Source organism: Streptomyces sp. NPDC002133 (assembly GCF_040296405.1).
Lineage (GTDB): Bacteria > Actinomycetota > Actinomycetes > Streptomycetales > Streptomycetaceae > Streptomyces.
The window spans coordinates 183,294-201,536 of sequence record NZ_JBEOXF010000007.1 but is presented as its reverse complement, the minus strand read 5'-3'; the positions used below and the strand labels follow the sequence as shown (position 1 = coordinate 201,536).

15 protein-coding genes are annotated in these 18,243 nt (G+C 72.1%); 7 read left to right on the top strand and 8 right to left on the bottom strand.

Features of this window, described 5'->3' with window-relative positions; all coding sequences use genetic code 11:
- The first annotated feature begins 59 nt into the window (after positions 1–59).
- From ABT078_RS11565 to ABT078_RS11555, 3 genes are all read left to right on the top strand, one after another.
- Positions 60–2,936: a lysylphosphatidylglycerol synthase domain-containing protein gene (locus tag ABT078_RS11565; RefSeq protein ID WP_351226367.1), complete on the top strand. Its 2,877-nt coding sequence runs from the start codon at positions 60–62 to the stop codon at positions 2,934–2,936.
- Between the two features lie 116 nt (positions 2,937–3,052).
- A complete protein-coding gene (locus tag ABT078_RS11560; protein WP_351226365.1) occupies positions 3,053–4,681 on the top strand; it encodes an alpha/beta hydrolase in 1,629 nt (542 codons plus the stop codon).
- A gap of 87 nt (positions 4,682–4,768) precedes the next feature.
- On the top strand, positions 4,769–6,310 hold the full coding sequence (locus ABT078_RS11555) for an alpha/beta hydrolase (protein ID WP_502981203.1): 1,542 nt from the start codon (positions 4,769–4,771) through the stop codon (positions 6,308–6,310).
- 122 nt (positions 6,311–6,432) lie between these two features.
- Here the strand turns inward: ABT078_RS11555 and moeZ are convergent, their stop codons facing one another.
- The 7 genes from moeZ to ABT078_RS11520 all read right to left on the bottom strand — a co-directional run bounded on the left by moeZ (position 6,433) and on the right by ABT078_RS11520 (position 15,216).
- Entirely contained in the window at positions 6,433–7,611 is a 1,179-nt protein-coding gene (gene moeZ, locus ABT078_RS11550; RefSeq protein ID WP_351226361.1) for an adenylyltransferase/sulfurtransferase MoeZ, read from the bottom strand.
- Between the two features lie 63 nt (positions 7,612–7,674).
- Positions 7,675–8,433 carry a spherulation-specific family 4 protein gene (locus tag ABT078_RS11545; protein WP_351226359.1) on the bottom strand — a complete coding sequence of 253 codons (759 nt, stop codon included), beginning with the start codon at positions 8,431–8,433 and terminating at the stop codon, positions 7,675–7,677.
- Positions 8,421–9,392, bottom strand: coding sequence for an SDR family oxidoreductase (locus tag ABT078_RS11540; protein ID WP_351226357.1), 972 nt, complete (start codon positions 9,390–9,392; stop codon positions 8,421–8,423). Before ABT078_RS11540 ends, ABT078_RS11545 begins: the two co-directional genes overlap by 13 nt.
- Positions 9,393–9,558: 166 nt before the next feature.
- On the bottom strand, positions 9,559–10,785 hold the full coding sequence (locus tag ABT078_RS11535; protein ID WP_351226355.1) for a hypothetical protein: 1,227 nt from the start codon (positions 10,783–10,785) through the stop codon (positions 9,559–9,561).
- The gene (locus tag ABT078_RS11530) at positions 10,778–12,529 is read right to left on the bottom strand and encodes a DUF3492 domain-containing protein (protein ID WP_351226353.1); all 1,752 of its coding nucleotides are present in this window, start codon (positions 12,527–12,529) and stop codon (positions 10,778–10,780) included. Before ABT078_RS11530 ends, ABT078_RS11535 begins: the two co-directional genes overlap by 8 nt.
- A 240-nt stretch (positions 12,530–12,769) precedes the next feature.
- A complete protein-coding gene (locus ABT078_RS11525) occupies positions 12,770–14,245 on the bottom strand; it encodes a DUF3152 domain-containing protein (protein ID WP_502981202.1) in 1,476 nt (491 codons plus the stop codon).
- Between the two features lie 8 nt (positions 14,246–14,253).
- Positions 14,254–15,216: an alpha/beta fold hydrolase gene (locus tag ABT078_RS11520; RefSeq protein ID WP_351226351.1), complete on the bottom strand. Its 963-nt coding sequence runs from the start codon at positions 15,214–15,216 to the stop codon at positions 14,254–14,256.
- A 268-nt stretch (positions 15,217–15,484) separates the two neighbouring features.
- Here ABT078_RS11520 and ABT078_RS11515 point away from each other — a divergent pair, with 268 nt between their 5' ends.
- The 4 genes from ABT078_RS11515 to ABT078_RS11500 all read left to right on the top strand — a co-directional run bounded on the left by ABT078_RS11515 (position 15,485) and on the right by ABT078_RS11500 (position 17,403).
- The gene (locus tag ABT078_RS11515) at positions 15,485–15,736 is read left to right on the top strand and encodes an Rv3202a family protein (protein WP_351226349.1); all 252 of its coding nucleotides are present in this window, start codon (positions 15,485–15,487) and stop codon (positions 15,734–15,736) included.
- 164 nt (positions 15,737–15,900) lie between these two features.
- Positions 15,901–16,542 (top strand): TetR/AcrR family transcriptional regulator, encoded by a 642-nt coding sequence (locus ABT078_RS11510; RefSeq protein ID WP_351226347.1) that lies wholly within the window; start codon positions 15,901–15,903, stop codon positions 16,540–16,542.
- A 153-nt stretch (positions 16,543–16,695) separates the two neighbouring features.
- A complete protein-coding gene (locus ABT078_RS11505; protein ID WP_351226345.1) occupies positions 16,696–16,923 on the top strand; it encodes a DUF3107 domain-containing protein in 228 nt (75 codons plus the stop codon).
- A 210-nt stretch (positions 16,924–17,133) separates the two neighbouring features.
- Entirely contained in the window at positions 17,134–17,403 is a 270-nt protein-coding gene (locus ABT078_RS11500) for a hypothetical protein (protein WP_351226343.1), read from the top strand.
- Positions 17,404–17,459: 56 nt separating this feature from the next.
- Here ABT078_RS11500 and ABT078_RS11495 read toward each other — a convergent pair whose 3' ends face one another.
- Positions 17,460–18,209, bottom strand: coding sequence for a ferritin-like fold-containing protein (locus tag ABT078_RS11495; RefSeq protein WP_351226341.1), 750 nt, complete (start codon positions 18,207–18,209; stop codon positions 17,460–17,462).
- Between the last annotated feature and the right edge of the window lie 34 nt (positions 18,210–18,243).

Genomic DNA, 18,243 nt, shown 5'->3' with positions numbered 1-18,243 from the left:
CCGGGCGGTGACTGGTGATACGAGACCAAGAAGAGACAGACGCGACGAAGGAGCGGGGCGTGCGGCCTGCGACGGCGGCAAGCACCTCCGGCTCCGAGTCGCGCCCGGAAACGCGGACGCCGGGCCCCGGCAAGGAGGCCGGGCAGGGCCCGGACACGTCCGAAACGCCCGCCGCACCCGAAGCCCCCTCCACACCCGGCCCGCAGGGTCCGCACGGTCCTCCCGACCCGCAGCCCGCCCCGGCCGACTCGTACGCCCAGCAGGCGCCGCACGCCCCTGAGCACGACGAGGACGCCCCCGCCGAGCGCGTCTCCGGTGACGAACCCCTCCTCCCCGCCCGTGTGCACCGCCCCTCCGACCTGACGCGGCTGCTCATGGGCGTCCTGGCGATCGTCGTGGTCCTCGCCATCGCCGCCTTCGCCCACGGCACCACGTCCGGCCTGGAGTCGGACATCTCCAAGGGCACCGGCCAGGCCCCCGACCTGCTGGTCAAGCTCGCAGGTCTGGTCTCCAGCATCGCCGTGCTGCTCGTCCCCGTCGCCTTCGCCATCGAGCGGCTGATCAAACGGGACGGGCTGCGCATCGCCGACGGGGTACTCGCCGCCGTACTCGCCCATGGCGTGACCCTCGCCACCGACCTCTGGGTCGCGGAGGCCGCGCCCGGCCAGATCCAGGACGCGCTGACCCAGCCGCAGACCGGCGGCGGGCTCACCGATCCGGTCCACGGCTATCTCGCGCCCGTCATCGCCTATATGACGGCCGTCGGCATGGCCCGCCGCCCGCGCTGGCGCGTGGCGCTGTGGGGTGTGCTGCTGCTCGACACCTTCGCGATGCTGGTCGCGGGCTACACCACACCGTTCTCGATCATCCTCACCGTGCTGATCGGCTGGACGGTGGCGTACGGCACGCTCTACGCGGTCGGCTCCCCGAACGTACGGCCGACCGGCCAGACCCTGCTGGCGGGTCTTCGCCATGTCGGTTTCCGCCCGGTCACGGCGATGCGCGCCGAGGACGTACCGGACTCTCCCCCTCGCTCCGCCGGCGGGACCCCCACCGACCAGGGCGACCGCGGCAGACGCTACCTCGTCACGCTGGAGGACGGCCCACCGCTCGACGTGACGGTGGTCGACCGGGAGCAGCAGGCGCAGGGGTACTTCTACCGGGTGTGGCGCAGGCTGACGCTGCGCGGCATCACGACCCGCCGCTCGATCCAGTCGCTGCGCCAGGCGCTGGAGCAGGAGGCACTGCTCGCGTACGCCGCGATCGCCGCGGGGGCCAACGCGCCCAAGCTGATCGCCACGTCCGAGCTCGGCCCGGACGCCGTGATGCTGGTGTACGAGCACCTCGGCGGCCGCACGCTGGACTCCCTGTCGGACGAGGAGACCACCGACGACATCGTACTCGGCGCGTTCCGGCAGGTCAGGGCGCTGCAGTCGCGGCGTATCGCGCATCGCAGGCTGACGGGTGACGCGATTCTGGTGGATCGTTCCGGCGCGGTGGTGCTGACCGATCTGCGCGGCGGCGAGATCGCGGCCGGCGATGTGGTGCTGCGCATGGACATCGCCCAGTTGCTCGCCACGGTCGGTCTGCGGGTGGGTGCCGAGCGCGCGGTGGCCGCGGCGGTCGAGGTGCTCGGCCCGGACGCGGTCGCGGACTGTCTGCCGCTGCTCCAGCCGATCGCGCTGAGCCGCTCCACCCGCGCGACGCTGCGGCGGCTCGCCCGGGAGCGTTCGCAGCGCGAGCGCGAGGCGGTGCTGGCGGCGGCGGAGTCTGCCAAGCAGGCCAGGGCCGAGGCCTCCGTCGGAGAGGGTGGCGACGAGGCGGGCGTCAGGGTGGACAAGGGCGACAAGAAGGCCGCCCGCAAGTCGCTGCGCGCCGAGAAGCAGGCCGAGAAGCGGGCCATGGACGAGGCGCTGGACGAGGCCCGCGAGGAGGACCTGCTGGCCCAGATCCGCCGGCAGGTGCTGCTGATCCGGCCGCAGGCGCCGGTCGAGCCGGCCAGGCTGGAGCGGATCAAACCGCGCACACTCGTCAGTCTGATCGCCGGGGCCATCGCCGCGTACTTCCTGCTGTCGCAGCTCACCAGGACCGACCTCACCGTGGTCGCCGAGGCGCACTGGGGCTGGGTGGCGGCCGCGGTCCTCTTCTCGGCACTGAGCTACATCGCGGCCGCGATGAGCCTGCTGGGCTTCGTACCGGAGCGGGTGTCGTTCCTGCGGACGGTCTTCGCTCAGGTCGCGGCCTCGTTCGTGAAGATCGTCGCCCCTGCGGCGGTCGGCGGTGTCGCGCTCAACACCCGCTTCCTCCAGCGCTCCGGCGTGCGTCCCGGGCTCGCCGTGGCGAGCGTCGGCGCCTCTCAGCTCTTCGGGCTCGGCGCGCACATTCTGCTGCTGCTCTCGTTCGGCTATCTGACAGGCACGGAGAAGACGTCGTCGCTCACCCCGTCAAGGACCGTCATCGCCGGTCTGCTGACCGTCGCCGTGCTGCTCCTGGTGGTGACCGCGATCCCCTTCCCGCGGAAGTTCGTGGCGACGCGGCTGCGGTCACTGTTCGCCGGGGTGGTGCCGCGCATGCTGGACGTCCTGCAGCGGCCGGTGAAGCTGGCCACCGGCATCGGCGGGATGCTGCTGCTGAGCGGCACGTTCGTGATGTGCCTGGACGCGTCGATCCGGGCGTTCGACAACGGCAACCAGCAGCTCAGCTACGCCAGCATCGCCGTGGTCTTCCTGGCGGGCAGCGCGCTGGGGTCCGCGGCGCCGACACCGGGCGGCATCGGTGCGGTCGAGGGCGCGCTGACGATCGGCCTGATCGCGGTCGGTCTGCCCGCTGAGGTCGCGGCGCCGGCCGTGCTGCTGTACCGGCTGCTGACGCTCTGGCTGCCAGTGCTGCCGGGGTGGCTGGCCTTCAACCAGCTCACCCGCAAGGGTTCGCTCTAGCGGCTGCGGCCGCCGCTCCCTGTGCAGGGGTGGACACCGGGCCGCCAGGCCCCGTGTCCACCCGCATGGCCCGCCGTCGACAGGCGGACGACCGCGGCACCGCGCACGATGGGCTCATGCCCACCTCCTCCCCCGACGGGCCCACACCCCCCGACCGGCACACCACCCCGGCCACCCGCCGCGCCGCCGGCGTCCGGAGGGCCGGCACCGTCCTCGCCGCCGCGACCGCCGCCGTACTGCTCGTCACGGCCGGCTGCTCGGACACCGGCGACGGCGGCAAGGAGAAGCAGGGCAGTCAGGACCTGGGCGCCCAGAAACTGGACTGGCAGCCGTGCCCGCCCCCCTCGGAGGCGGAGGGCGGCGGCCCGGCCCCCTCGCCGCTGCCCGGCGGGACGCCGTGGGAGTGCGCCTTCATGGACGCGCCCCGCGACTACGCGGATCCGGACGGCGAGACGATCGAACTGGCCCTCATCCGTGGCAAGGCCCGGGACCAGTCCCGGCGGATCGGCTCCCTGATCTTCAACTTCGGCGGCCCCGGCGGCTCCGGGGTCAGTGGTCTGCCCGCATCCGCCAAGGACTACGAGAAGCTGCGCGAACGCTACGACCTGGTGAGTTTCGACCCGCGCGGCGTAGGCCGCAGCGAGGCCGTCGAATGCGCGGACAACAGGCAGCTCGACGAGTACTACGCACAGGACTCGACGCCCGACGACGCCGCCGAGGAGAAGGCGTACACGAACCGGCTGCGCACGTACGCCGACGGCTGTGAGAAGAACTCCGGCGAGGACCTGCCGTACGTCGGCACCACGAACGCCGCCCGCGACCTGGATCTGATGCGGCAGGTCCTCGGCGACGACAAACTCCACTACCTGGGCTTCTCGTACGGCACCGAACTCGGCGGCGTCTACGCGCACCTGTTCCCCAAGAACGTCGGCCGGGCCGTCTTCGACGCCGTCGTCGACCCGAACAGCTCCGCCGAGGAGGGTTCGCTCGGCCAGGCCAAGGGCTTCCAACTGGCGCTCGACAACTTCACCAAGGACTGTGTCGCGCGCGGTGACGCGTGCCAGCTGCCGGGCAGCACTCCGCAGGAGGTCCAGCAGTTCATCATCGATCTGCTCGCGCGGCTCGAGAAGAAGCCGATCCCGGCCACCGGCGACCGAGAACTCACCCAGACCCAGGCGACGAACGGCATCGCCCAGGCCCTGTACTCCAAGGAGTACTGGCCGCTGCTGGAGCAGGGCCTCGACGAGGCGGACGGCGGCAACGGCGCGCTGCTCCTCGCCTTCTCCGACGCGATGAACGGACGCGACAGGCAAGGCCGCTACAGCAACATCCAGGCGGCCAACGCGGCGATCAACTGCGTCGACTTCAAGGAGCGGTACTCGCTCGCGCAGACGAAGGCCAAACTCCCCGAGTTCCGCAAGGCGTCGCCCGTCTTCGGCGACTATCTCGGCTGGGGCCTGATGGGCTGCTCCGAGTGGCCGGTGTCCGGGCAGTGGGAGCACCCCGACGTCTCCGCCCCGGGTGCGGCCCCGATCCTCGTGATCGGCACCACCGGGGACCCGGCGACGCCTTACGCGGGTGCCAAGGCGATGGTCGAGGCACTCGGCAAGGGCGTCGGCATCGAGATGACGTACCGCGGCGAAGGTCACGGGGCGTACGGCAGCGGCAACGCCTGTGTGAAGAACGCCGTGGACGGCTACCTGCTGGAGGGGCGGGTCCCGGCCGCCGGGACCGCCTGTCAATGACGATATCCACAGCGATGGTCACTGTCCGTGATGACACCTAGGATGGCAGGCAGTCGGATCAGTCGGGTGATACTCCGGGGGCCTGGAATGACATGGCGTACGAGGGTGGGGGCAGCGGCCGTCGTGCTGGCGGTGGCCGGCGGAGCGCTGACGGCCTGTGACAGCGACCCGAGGGGCACCGGTCGAGGAGGCGGCACAGGGCAGGGAGCCCCGGCGCCGGTGCGCGACGGCGACGCGGCGAGCGGACTGCCCGACGCGCTCACGAAGCAGCGCCCCGACTGGCAGCCCTGCGAGGGCGGCGGCTGGACCTGCGCCGAGGTGAAGGTCCCGCTCGACTACGACGCCCCGGACGGCGAAACGATCTCCGTCGCGCTCATCCGCCGCGAGGCACGGGACAAGGACAAGCGCCTCGGTTCGCTGCTGTTCAACTTCGGCGGTCCGGGCGGCTCGGGAGTGGACAGCCTGCCCGGCTTCGCGGATGAGTACGGGAAGCTCAACTCCCGCTACGACCTGGTGAGTTTCGACCCGCGCGGCGTCGCGGACAGCTCCGGTGTCGTCTGCCGCGACGACAGGGAGCAGGAGCGGGCCGCGTCCCGCGTCGACCTCACGCCCGACACGCCCGCCGAGGAGACGGAATTCTTCAAGGACGCCGAGAGCTTCGGGGCGGGTTGCGCCGCCCGTTCGGGCAAGGTCCTCCCGCACGTCGGCACGTCGGACGCCGCGCGCGACATGGATCTCATCCGCCATGTCCTGGGCGACCGCAAGCTCAACTACTTCGGCATCTCCTACGGCACGGAGCTCGGCGGCACGTACGCCCATCTTTTCCCGGAGAACGTGGGGCGGACGGTGCTGGACGCGGTGGTGGACCCGACGGCCGACGCGATCGGTCACGCCCGGAACCAGACCACCGGCTTCCAACGGGCCCTGGACAACTACCTCATGAGCAGGGGCGAGGACCCCGAGGCGGGTTCACAGCGCATAGCAGGGCTCCTGGAGCGGATCGATCGCCGGCCGCTGCCCGCCGGCGGCAACCGTGAGCTGACGCAGAGTCTCGCCATCACCGGAATCGCCATGTCGCTCTATTCCACAAGCCTGTGGCCCGAGCTGACCCAGGGCCTCGAAGAGGCCGAGCAGCGCGGCCGCGGCACAAAACTGCTTTCGCTCGCCGACTTCTACAACGACCGTGACAAGAGCGGGCATTACAGCACACAGAGCCACTCGCAGCGGGCCATATCGTGCGCGGACGACAAGCAGCGGCCCACGGCGGCGGAGGCCAAGTCGCTGCTGCCCGAATTCCGGGAGATATCCCCGGTGTTCGGCGAGTTCCTGGCGTGGGACACGGCGGGCTGGTGCGCGAAGTGGCCGGTGCCGGGCGAGCGTGAGACCCCGGAGGCGAGCGCGAAGGGGGCGGACCCGATTTTGGTGGTCGGCACGACCGGCGACCCGGCGACGCCGTACGAGGGCGCGCGGCGGATGGCGGACGAGCTGGGCGAGGGGGTCGGGGTGCTGCTCACCAACAAGGGCGAGGGCCACGGTGGTTACAGCCCCGGGAACCGGTGTGTGACCGCCGTCGTGGACAGCTATCTGCTGGACGGCAAGGTCCCGGAGGACGGCAGGACCTGCGGTTAGGCGCCGCCCGGCCGCTCGCGCGGGGCGCGCGGCTCACGTGTCCCGGCATGCGAAAGGGACCGGCCCTTGTGGGCCGGCCCCTTCCAGCGAAGTCCGGTGCTGTGGAGTCCGGTTCCGACGAGCTAGTAGACGGGCTTGTCCGGCTCGATCTGGTTGACCCAGCCGATCACGCCGCCGCCGACGTGCACCGCGTCCGCGAAGCCCGCGGACTTGAGCACGGCGAGGACTTCCGCACTGCGGACACCGGTCTTGCAGTGCAGGACGATCTTCTTGTCCTGCGGCAGCCCCTGGAGGGCGTTGCCCATCAGGAACTCGTTCTTCGGGATCAGCCGCGCACCGGGGATGGAGACGATCTCGTACTCGTTCGGCTCGCGGACGTCGATGATGTCGATGTTCTCGCCGTCGTCGATCCACTCCTTGAGCTGCTTGGGAGTGATCGTCGAGCCGAGGGCCGCCTCCTGGGCCTCCTCGGACACGACGCCGCAGAAGGCCTCGTAGTCGATGAGCTCGGTGACGGTCGGGTTCTCACCGCAGACCGCGCAGTTCGGGTCCTTGCGGACCTTGACCTGGCGGTACTGCATCTCCAGGGCGTCATAGATCATCAGTCGGCCGACCAGCGGCTCACCGATGCCGGCGAGCAGCTTGATGGCCTCGTTGACCTGGATGGAGCCGATGGACGCGCACAGCACGCCCAGCACGCCGCCCTCGGCGCAGGAGGGGACCATGCCCGGCGGCGGGGGCTCCGGGTAGAGGCAGCGGTAGCAGGGACCGTGCTCGGACCAGAAGACGGAGGCCTGACCGTCGAAGCGGTAGATCGAACCCCACACGTACGGCTTGTTCAGCAGCACGCACGCGTCGTTCACCAGATAGCGGGTGGCGAAGTTGTCCGTGCCGTCGACGATCAGGTCGTACTGGCTGAAGATGTCCATCACGTTCTCGGCCTCGAGCCGCTCTTCGTGAAGGACCACGTCGACGTACGGGTTGATGCCCTTGACGGTGTCACGCGCGGACTCGGCCTTGGAGCGGCCGATGTCCGCCTGGCTGTGGATGATCTGGCGCTGCAGGTTCGACTCGTCGACCTCGTCGAACTCCACGATGCCGAGCGTGCCCACCCCGGCCGCGGCCAGGTACATCAGGGCCGGCGAGCCGAGGCCACCGGCGCCCACACAGAGCACCTTGGCGTTCTTCAGCCGCTTCTGCCCGTCCATCCCGACATCCGGGATGATCAGGTGGCGGGAGTACCTGCGGACCTCGTCTACGGTGAGCTCGGCAGCCGGCTCGACCAGGGGTGGCAGCGACACGGGGACTCCGTTGGTCGTTACGTCAGTACGATTGTTCTGGCTGTAACAGTGCCACGCGCCTTCTCATTCCGAGACACCCGGTCCAATCCGCGAGACGATTTCGTCCCAGTAGCCGGGCAAGGCGTCAAACGCTCCACTTTGTCCGGCGCCCGTGGCCACCCGGTCGGTGAAGAAGATCGTGCCCGCGCCCTGCCAGCGGGCGATCCGCATGGCCTCGTCCAGATGGGTCCGCGGCACACCGTGCACGAAGTGCACGAACCGCTCGGGCGGGTAGTCCGCGGTCCACTCCGCGACCTGCGACCAGCGGTAGTCGGTCCAGGGCCCGGAGAACGTCACCAGTTGGTCTGCCACCTCCGCGTAACCCGGGTATGGGTGTGTCCCGTGGCCGAGTACCAGGTGACCGCCGTCGATGACGGCCTCCAGCGTGGCCGTCACGCGCCGCACCCCGGTGAGATCCGCGCGCTCGACCGGGCAGCGGTCCAGCAGGAAGCCCCCGACCCGGTACCAGTCGAGGTAACGGTGGGCGTCGGCGACGATCTCGCCGAAGGGGCGACCGCCGTGGGCGAGGTCGAGATGGCCCAAGACCCGGACTCCGGCGTTGGTGAGCCTGCCGGCGGCCTCCAGGCAGTGCGGGTCGGGGCGGGTGCCGGGGCCTCGGTCCGAGACATTGAGCACGGCCCAGTGCAGCGGGGTGCCCGGGCGGGTCAGCTCGGCCCATTCGACGGGGGCGAGCAGCGGGTGGGCGTATCCGGGGACACCGAAGCCGAGTCTCTCGGCGCCGGTCGCGGAGAGCGTGTCTCCGGTCGTGATCAGATACGGCATGCCGCCTCCATCCAGATGTCCGCGAGGGACTCCTCCAGGTTGATCCGCGGCCGCCAGCCGAGCCGGTCGCGGGCGGTGCGCACATCCGCCTGCTGCCAGCTGCCGCAGCCGTCGGGGTACGGGTACGGGGTGACGCCGAGGTGCTCGGCGAGGGACTCCGGGCCGCGGGGGGCGCCGATGGCGGCGTGGCCGGGGCGGACCGGGTGCGTGTCGAGCTCGTGGAGGGCGCCCGCGTATCCGGCAACCCTGGCCAGTACGGCGGCGGCGTCCCGGAGCCGTACGGCGCGGCCGGTGCCGATGTTGACGACGCCCTGCGCGGCCGAGAGCGAGGCGGCGTGCACGGCCCGCGCGACATCCCGCACGTCGACGAAGTCACGCTGCACACCGAGACCGCTGAGCTTCAGCTCGCCGTCGCCGGACTGCATGGCGCGCCGCATCGCCTCGGCGAGCCGGCCGAGGGGGGATCCGGCGGGGGTGCCGGGGCCGACGGGCGAGAAGACCCGCAGGACGACGGCGTCCAGTCCCGAGCCGAGCACCAGCTCGGTCGCGGCGAGCTTGGAGACGCCGTACGGGCCGCCGGGCCGCGGGACCGCGTCCTCGGCTGTGGACGAGCCGGGCTGCGAGGGCCCGTACTCGGACGCGCAGCCGAGCTGGACGAGGCGGGCGTCGCACCCGCTGCGGCGCAGGGCCTCGCAGACGGTGGCGACGGCCACGGTGTTGTGCCGGGTCAGGTCGCGGGCGCCGCCGCGGGTCGCGCCGGCGCAGTTGATCACGACTCCGGGGTGGACGGCGTCCAGGAAGCGCGTGAGCGCGCCCGGGCTGCCGCCCGCGAGGTCGAACCGTACGTCGGCGTCGTCGCCGCGCCCCAGGGCGGTGAGGTGCACGGCCGGGTCGGCGAGCAGCCGGTCGGCGACGAAGCGGCCGAGGAAGCCGTTGGCTCCGAGCAGTAGCACCCTCATAGCGCGGCTCCTCGGCGCCGACGGGCCGTGCCGGCCGTTGCCGGCTCTGGGTGGTACGGGTTCATGTCGTGCTTCTCCTCAGCGTGTTGCGCGATGGGTCGATCGGGCGGTACGCCCGCGGCGTCGGCTCCGCGGGAGTGCGTGGGGGGTGTGGGGGTGTGGGGTCTCATGTGGTGTGGGCCGAGGCCCGGGAGAGGGCGGCGGTCGCGTGGACCAGCAGCCCCAGGGCGGCGGCGCCGCAGGCGAGAGCCGGTACCGCCCCGGGGCCCCAGGCCGTGACGGCGGCCTCGACGGGCCGGGCCAGGAAGGCGCAGCCGGGGAGACGTCCGCCGAGGACGGTGGCCAGGGCGACCGTTTCGACGGCAGCCGCGGCGGCGAGCCCGCTGACGGCGGACGCGGGGAATCCGTGGACGGTGAGCAGCCGCGCGAGGAAGAGCAGCAGTCCGAGGGCGACGGCGGGCACGAGGTCCACGGCCAGCACCAGACCGGTGAGCACCAGGAGTGAGGCGAGGGCGACGGCGTACAGCGTGACGGTCGCGAAGAGCAGGGGCCGCACCCCGGCGGCGAACTCCTCCAGTCCACGGCTGGCGCCGAGCCTGCGGCGCGCCTGCACCGAGAACAGCTGGGCGCTCCAGGCCGCGGGCAGGACCGCGAGCGCGAGGCCGACGAGCGGGCCGGGCGTCATCGGCCATGTGTCGTACGGCCCGCCGTCGACGAGCTGCTCCAGCAGGCCGCCGCCGGCCACCGCGTACGCGAGCAGCCAGCCCACCCACAGACCCGCGAGCCGCACTGTGCGCCCCGCGACCCGCAGCGACCCGCGGCGCAGACCGTACGCGAGCGCGCCCGCGAGCCCCATGGCCCCCGCCGCACCGGCACCGGCCCGTGTCCCGCCGCTCGTGAAGTGAAGTGCGACGGCGGCGGCGACGGCGACGGCGCCCGGCAGCAGCGCGGGGAGCACGGCCCGCGCGGGCAGCGCACGCGTGCCCGAGCACGCCCCGAGCCCTTCGCCGGCCATGGGGCCCGGGCCTGCCTCCCCGCGCGGCACGCGCGCATACAGCTCGTCGGCCAGCGAGAACACATCCCGGTGCCGGAACCTCGCGGCGGTCCGGTCGGTCACTCCGTGCGCCTCCAGCCCGGCGGCGATCTCCAGGGGATCGACGGCGCGCTCGCACAGCTCGCGGTGCCGGTGCATGAGCGCCTTCACGGGGTCGGCGGGCCCGCGCCGGACCGGGGCCGGCCGACGGTCGGCGGTCGGCTTGCGGTCGGGGACCGGCGGCTTGCGGTCGGGGACCGGCTTCCCTCGGGAAGCTCCGGCGCTGTCGGCGGTTCTGATGGGCTCCGCCGTTCTGGGGGTCTCCGCGGTTCTGTCGCTGTCGGCGGTGGTGTCAGGCATCGGGGGCTCCTGGGCTGGCCGCGCCGGCCAAGGGAGTTTCCGCCCATGTGGGCTGGGCGGACCGTGCGCCGGTCCAGTGGCCCGGGACGTACGCCTCGGCGGGTGTGGCAAAGGGGAGAGGGTCGGCGTCGCGCATCCGCGGGCTGTGCGAGAGGAGCTCCAGGTAAATGCCGCGAAATGCCGCGAGATTCTGCTCGACCGTGAAGAGTTCGAGCGCCCTCGCCCGCGCCGCGGCGCCGAGCCGCTCGCGGCGCTCCGGGTCACGCAGGAGGGCGAGGCACGCGTCGGCAAGCGCCCGCGGATTGCGCGGGGGCACCACGAGCCCTGTGCCGCCGATGACTTCGACGACCGCGCCGACGTCCGTGGACACCGTCGCGCGCCCGCAGAACATGGCTTCGACGAGGCTGATCGGAAAGCCCTCGACGACGCTCGACAGGACGATCACGGCCCCGGAGGCGTAGGCGTCCGCCAGTTCGGGCGCCTCGGGACCGCCGATCTCCTCGAAGGAGACGGGGTTCTCGCCGACCGCGTGCGCGTCGGCCGCCTCGTCGGGGAAGAGCTGCGCGGCCAGTGCCCGGCAGTGCGCCAGATACGCGGTGGCCTCTGGGCCCTGCGCGGGCGCGCCCAGGATCCGCAGCCGCGCGTCCCGCTCCTCCTTCCGCACCTCGGAGAAGGCGTGGAGGAGCGCGATCAGGTCCTTGGAGGGTTCGATGCGGCCGACCCAGACGAGCGTGTGCGGATCGCCGCCGAACTCCCCCTCCCCCACCGCCGCGAAGCGGTCCGCCTCCATCCCGGGGTAGACCGTGCGCAGGCGGGCGGGGTCCGCGCCGCACTTCTCCTGCCAGCGCCGGGCGTGGGTGTTGCCGGGGGTGATGACGGACGCCTGCCGGTACACCTCGGCGGCCAGCAGCCCGTGGAACGCCGCCAGCAGGGCGCGCACCCCGGCGCTGGCGAAGCCGGGAGCGCCGGGTGACCGGGAAGCCCCGGGGGCCCCGGGGCCGCCGGAGGATCCACCGGACGAACCGGACGGTCCCTGCGCGTCGGAAGCGCCGCCGGCCCCGGTGTCGCCCGACGCGAGATAGTGCGCCCGCAGCTGCACCCCGTACTCCGTGACCAGCAGCGGCACCGCGAAGAAGCGTTTGGCCAACAGCCCGGGCAGCGCGGCGGATCCGCCGGACGCGGCATGGCACAGGTCGACCGCACCCAGCGAGTCGCTCCCGTACCAGTCGAGCGACAGAGGCCGCAGCGCGCGCTCCAACTGGTCCGCGAAGGCCAGGTAGTCGGGCACCGTCGTGCTGTGCAGCGCGCGGCGTGCTCCGGGTGCGCGGCACGCGGACTCCAGGATGCGCACGGCGAGTTCGGAGCGCAGCGCGGCATACATCCCGCCGTGCTCCCTCGCCAGCTCGGCAAGTCCGTACAGCCCGTCGGCGAAACGGTCGAGGCGGCCCTCGTCGCTGCCGCACACCGCCGCCGCCAGCTCCCTGAAGTGCCCGCCGAAGCGCTTCCGCTCGCGCCGTGCATGGCTGCGGCCGTCGTCCTCGGGCGCCCAGAGGGGCGCGGTGTGCACCCGCTGCACCTGCGGTGGCAGCGCGATCCAGCCGCAGTCTTCCTGCTGGGCGCTGCGGCTGAGCGCGTAGACGTCGAATTCGTGCTGCGCGAGCCCGCGCACGAGCCGGTCGCACCACAGCCTGGACTCACCCGTCGCAAACGGATAACCACCATCCGTAAGCAGTCCGATCCGCACGAGCGCACCCCCGATCTCCCTTGTGGGCGGCCGCCTCTGGTCCGGCGGCTCGCGGCGGGACGACGTTATGCGGATATGCCGGTGGCGCGATGGACGGTTGTCCGTCGCGCCACTGGAAGGGGTGAATGCACGTAACTTTCCCGGCACCGTAGCGTTCGGTCGCGCTACGGTCCGGTCTCGTCACGCTCCGTCAGTCGCCACCGGGGAGGCAGAACCGGCCCGGTCGTCGGGCCGGTGCACTCAGTCGTCGCCCGGATGCACCCAGGGGTTCGGGCGGCACTGGACGCCGTTGACGTCCAGCGACTTGGTCTGCTGCTGCATCACGGGGGCGAGCGCGCCGGGTGTGCGGCAGTTCACGTGGCTGTGCCCGAGCCGGTGGCCCACCTCGTGGTTGATCAGCATCTGACGGTACGCCAGCATCGCCTTGGCGCCGTACGTCTCCGAACCCTGCGCCCAGCGGAAGGCGTTGATCATCACGCGCTCGGTGGAGGCGGAGTCGCAGGAGACGTTGTCGACGGTGGTGTCCAGTCCGGACTTGGCGCACCAGGTCGCCGTGGTCCCCGGGCTGGCCAGGGTGATCACGAACTCGGGCTCGCCGGAGGAGATGCGCTCGAAGGTCATGGCGCCGTTGTGCGCCCAGCTCCGGTCGTCGTTGAGCGTCTGCTGGACGGCCTGCGCGAAGAGCTTGCCGTCCAGGCCGAGGCCCTTCTCGACGTCGATCCGGTAGCGGATCCTCTGCCCCTTGCCCGGCGCCTTGTCGAAGCCCGCCACCGCCTCGAACTCACCGGAGCCCTTGAGCCCGGGGTCGAGCGGGAACTGGCCGGCCATCAGCTCCGCATACGTGGGCGGGGCGGCCGGCACCTGCGGTGCGGCCTCCTGCGGCGGGACGAGTCGGTTGTCCGAGCGGGACGCGGAACCGTCCTCACTGCCCCGGTCCGTCTCACCCGCGGCCTTCGAGCCGATCGCCTCCGGACCGGTGTCGGTGACCTGTCCGGCGACGACGACCGCGAGGACGGTGGTGACGGCTGCCGCCGCGATCCCGGTGAACGTACGGCCCTTGGCGGGCTTGGCCGGGGCGTCGGAGTCGGCGGCCGCGTCGGAGTCGGGCGATCCGGTGTGCGGCGGAGCCGCGGAAGCCGTTGTCCGCGCCTCCTGCTGCCGCTCGGGTTCGTCGAAGGCCTCGACGAACTCCCGCCGCGGGCCGGGGATGCGGGCACCTGCGCCGATCGGCGGGCCCTGCCGTCCCTGCGGGGGGATCACGGGGTGCTGCCCCGTCGTGGTGGTGGTCTGGCCACGCGGCACGCCCTGCCAGTCGCCGTAGCGGCCACCGTTCTGCGGCGCTCCCCAGCCGCCGCCGGGCTCCCGCTGCTCGGGATGGCCGCCGCGCACCTGCGGTACACCGTGCGCCGGGGTGCCGTACGCAGGAGTGCCGTGGGCCGGGGTGCCGTAGTCCTGGGATCCGTACCCCTGCGTTCCGTACGCGGGCGTCCCGTGCGCCGGGGTGCCGTACATGGGTGTCCCGTGCGCGGGTGTGCCGTAGCCCCCGGTGCCGGAGCGCTGCTCGGGATCGGCGGGTCCGGACCGCCTGCGCCGGCCCGTGGGCGTCGCCGTCGTGGGCGCCGGAACGGTCGTCGTCGTACCCGTCCCCTGGTTGGTGCCGGGGTTGCTGTTGTCGGCGGCCTTGGGTGCGGGGCCCTTGCGGCTGTGTCGTCCCACGCCCCGGATCAGCTCCTACCGCTGTCGTCGTCGAGCAGTTCCCGTACGGCCTCGGCGACCGTCTCCGGATACTCCATCATGGCAACGTGCCCGGCGTCCGGGAGGGTCAGCAATCGGGAGTCCCGGAATGCCTGGGCCGCCTTGCGGGCCATCCGGTACGCGACGAGCTGGTCCCGGCAGCCGTACACCAGCAGGGTCGGCGCGAGTACGCGCTCCGCCTGCCGCCACAGTCCGTGCTGCCCGCCGAGCGTATAGGCATCCACGATCCCGCGTGTGCTGCGCGCCATCGCGTCCCAGAAGTACGGCAGTTCGAGCCGCCGCTCCATCTCCTCCACGGCGTGGCGGAGGCCCTCATCGGTGGCGTTGCCGGGGTCTCCGTAGCAGAGCGCCACCACTCCGCGGACCCGCATCTCCGCCGTCCAGTCCTTCGTCAGCCGGGTGAACAGCCGGGCGGCGCCCGGCGCCGCGAGCAGCGCGGTGGACCAGGCGGAGCGCTGGACACGGAGCTCGGGCAGGGCCGGGGAGATGAGGGTCAAGGTGCGGACGAGGTCGGGACGGACGGCCGCGACGCGTGTGCAGACGGCACCACCGAGCGAGTTCCCGATGAGATGGACGGGGCCGCGGCCGTCGGCGTCGAGCATGCGGATGACCGCCCGGGCGTGCCCCGTCACCGAGTAGTTGCCGTCGTCCGGTGGCGGGGAGTCCCCGAAGCCGGGCAGGTCGACGGCCTCGCCGTCCACCCGGTCCTCGAGCACGCGCATCAGCACGGTCCAGTTCTGCGACGAGCCGCCGAGGCCGTGGACGTACAGCGCGGGAGGCAGTCCGGTGCGGGCCGGGGGCCGGGCACGCACGGTGAGCGTCAGTCCGGGCAGTGCGACGCGGCGCAGCTCCTCGCCCTCCGCGACCCGGACGGCACGAACCCGCGGAGCCGGTGCGGCGGCGCGGGTCTCCGGCAGCTCGGTCCAAGACATGAGGCAATGTTACGAGACGATCACGCGGCAAATCCTGTGTTCGCAGTCACACACCGCGAAGGCCTCCGCATGGCCCACGGTGCCCCCGCCGATGCGCGCCGCACACCCCGTGCGGCACTCAGCGCGGTGAGTGCGGCACACAGCGCGCCGGACTGCGCGAAGTCCGGCGGATGCCGCATAGCGCTGGGCAGACGGAGCTCCTACGCTCGTAGGACAAGGGCAGACGCCCCGGCCCCTGCTGCACGGAAAGCACAGGAAAGGGATCCAGATGGCTGTCGATCCGACGGACCCGGAAACCTTCTCGGAAGACGATCAGGGCCAAGGTATTGCTGTCGACGACCTCGATGAACTCGCGGATCTCGATCAGGAGGTCCCCGAGGCCGATGCCGCCGAGCAGCACACGGAGCTGCAGCAGCGGAAGGACGAGCCGCTGAAGCGGATCGGCTCGAACGAGGCCAACGAGGCGGATACCGCGGAACAGGCGCGCGTGGTCGCACTCGACGAGGACGACTACCGCTGAATTGTTCGGTTTACCGAGCACCCCCGGCTACCGCGGTCGTCCGGTACGTGAAATTCTGCGCTCGCACCGCGCACACCACGGTTACCCAAAAGTACGATGGCGACCGCGGGGCACGGACCGCGGCACAGGACACTGTGCATGTGACATCGAACGTGGGAGGCGGCGTGACAGCCATCGAGCAGACAGAGGCGGCGCGCCCGCGAGGCACGCGCCTGCCGCGCCGCGCCCGACGCAACCAGTTGCTGGGCGCGGCCCAGGCGGTCTTCGTCGCCCAGGGCTACCACTCGGCCGCGATGGACGACATCGCTGAGCGGGCCGGGGTCAGCAAGCCGGTCCTGTACCAGCACTTCCCCGGGAAGCTGGAGCTCTATCTGGCGCTGCTGGACCAGCACTGCGAGGCGCTGCTGCAGGCCGTGCGGGGTGCGCTGGCGTCGACGACGGACAACAAGCAGCGCGTCGCGGCCACGATGGACGCCTACTTCGCGTACGTGGAGGACGAGGGCGGCGCCTTCCGCCTGGTCTTCGAGTCGGACCTGACGAACGAGCCGGCCGTGCGCGAGCGCGTGGAGCGGGTGGAGCTGCAGTGCGCTGAGGCGATCTCGGACGTCATCGCCGAGGACACCGGGCTGTCCCAGGACGAGTCCATGCTCCTGGCCGTGGGGCTCGGCGGGGTCTCGCAGGTGGTGGCGCGGTACTGGCTGTCGAGCGGGTCGGCGATCCCGCGGGACACGGCGGTGCAGCTGCTGACGTCGCTGGCGTGGCGGGGTATCGCCGGGTTCCCGCTGCACGGCAGCGAAGGCCACTGAGCGGCCCCGTTCGGCGCCTGTTCGCCACGGGCGCGGACGGTGTTCGCTGCGGGCGTGCACGGCTGGGCCGTGGCACGTCCCCTCACCGGGCTAATGTGTGCAGCGTACGGCGCGGCTGACCGCGCATCGCTGACCGTTCGGAGGGACATAGCCGTGGAGGTCAAGATCGGCGTGCAGCACGCGCCCCGGGAGATCGTTCTGGAGAGCGCCCAGACCGCCGAGGAGGTCGAGCAGGCAGTGGCCGACGCGCTGGGCGGCAAGTCGCAGGTGCTCAGCCTGACGGACGACAAGGGCCGCAAGGTGCTCGTACCGGCCGACCGGATCGCGTACATCGAGATCGGCGAGCCGGCCACGCGCCGCGTCGGCTTCGGCGCGCTCTAGTCTCTTCAGTCGCGCTTCGACGCGAGGAAGGGCCCGGCGGGGTTTCCCGCCGGGCCCTTCCTCGTGTACCTGCGCGTGTCCGTCTCCGTGTCTGTATCCGAGTCCGTCTCCGCGTCTCTGCCGGGAACGTGGAGGATTGCGTTCCGGCGGCTTCGGGTAGGACGGGCTACGACCCGATCCGCCCGCCCGGCGTCCGTGAGGTGATCCGTGGTGATCCTGGAAGCTCTCGGCTCCCTGCTGCTCGGAATCGCTCTCTCCTGGGCAGCTGTGCGGCGGCTTCCGGACCGGCTCCCCGCACCGCGCGTGGTGTATGTCACCGGTACGCTCGGCGCTCTCTTCGGGGCTTATCTGACGCACTCGGCGCTGGGGCCCGGTTATCTCCTCGGCACCCTGCTGGGGGCGCTGTTCGTCGGGGGCGTCACGCTGTCGCTGCTGATCCGTCCGAGGGCCCGCCGACTGCGGCGATCAGCCGCGGCCTGACACGGGCCCCTCCCTCGTCATCTGCGTACGGACACACCCACGCGAGCAGGCACGGCTCAGGACGCGAGTCCCAGCGCGGCCATCCGCTTGGTGTGCGCCTTCGTGATCCGGGCGAACATCTCGCCGACGGCCGCCAGGTCGAAGCCGTCCGCGACCCCGCCGACGAGCATCGTGGAGAGCGCGTCCCGCTCCGCGACGACCCGCTGCGCCTGCGACAGCGCCTCGCCCATCAGCCGGCGCGCCCACAGCGCGAGCCGTCCGCCGACCCGCGGGTCCGCCTCGATCGCGGCGCGCACCTTCTCGACCGCGAAGTTGCCGTGGCCGGTGTCGTCGAGCACCGCCAGCACCAGCTTGCGGGTGTCCGAATCCAGCCGGACCGCGACCTCGCGGTAGAAGTCACTGGCGATCGAGTCGCCGACGTACGCCTTGACCAGGCCCTCCAGCCAGTCCGACGGCGCGGTCAGGCGGTGGAACTCGTCCAGCGCCGCCGCGAACGGCTCCATCGCCGTGGTCGGCTCGACGTCGATCGCGGCGAGCCGGTCCCGCAGCTGCTCGAAGTGGTGGAACTCGGCGGAGGCCATCTTCGCCAGCTCCGCCTTGTCGGCGAGCGACGGTGCGAGCTTCGCGTCCTCGGCGAGCCGCTCGAAGGCCGCCAGTTCGCCGTACGCGAGGGCGCCCAGAAGATCCACGACCGCAGCGCGGTACTGGTGGTCGGCGGAGGCCGCGGCCCAGTCCTGGGCGGCGATCCCGGTGGGTTCTTCGGCGGTGTCGTTCGCCGGTGCGATGGCGTTGTCAGGCGTCTCCATGAAGCGCACAATAGCCCGCCGCCCCGGCGGCGGA

Coding starts and splice junctions, on each gene's coding strand:
- ABT078_RS11520 (WP_351226351.1), bottom strand. CDS start 15,216: ATGTCTTGGACCGAGCTGCCGGAGACCCGCGCCGCCGCACCGGCTCCG.
- ABT078_RS11535 (WP_351226355.1), bottom strand. CDS start 10,785: ATGCCTGACACCACCGCCGACAGCGACAGAACCGCGGAGACCCCCAGA.
- ABT078_RS11495 (WP_351226341.1), bottom strand. CDS start 18,209: ATGGAGACGCCTGACAACGCCATCGCACCGGCGAACGACACCGCCGAA.
- ABT078_RS11540 (WP_351226357.1), bottom strand. CDS start 9,392: ATGAGGGTGCTACTGCTCGGAGCCAACGGCTTCCTCGGCCGCTTCGTC.
- ABT078_RS11560 (WP_351226365.1), top strand. CDS start 3,053: ATGCCCACCTCCTCCCCCGACGGGCCCACACCCCCCGACCGGCACACC.
- ABT078_RS11515 (WP_351226349.1), top strand. CDS start 15,485: ATGGCTGTCGATCCGACGGACCCGGAAACCTTCTCGGAAGACGATCAG.
- ABT078_RS11555 (WP_502981203.1), top strand. CDS start 4,769: ATGACATGGCGTACGAGGGTGGGGGCAGCGGCCGTCGTGCTGGCGGTG.
- ABT078_RS11545 (WP_351226359.1), bottom strand. CDS start 8,433: ATGCCGTATCTGATCACGACCGGAGACACGCTCTCCGCGACCGGCGCC.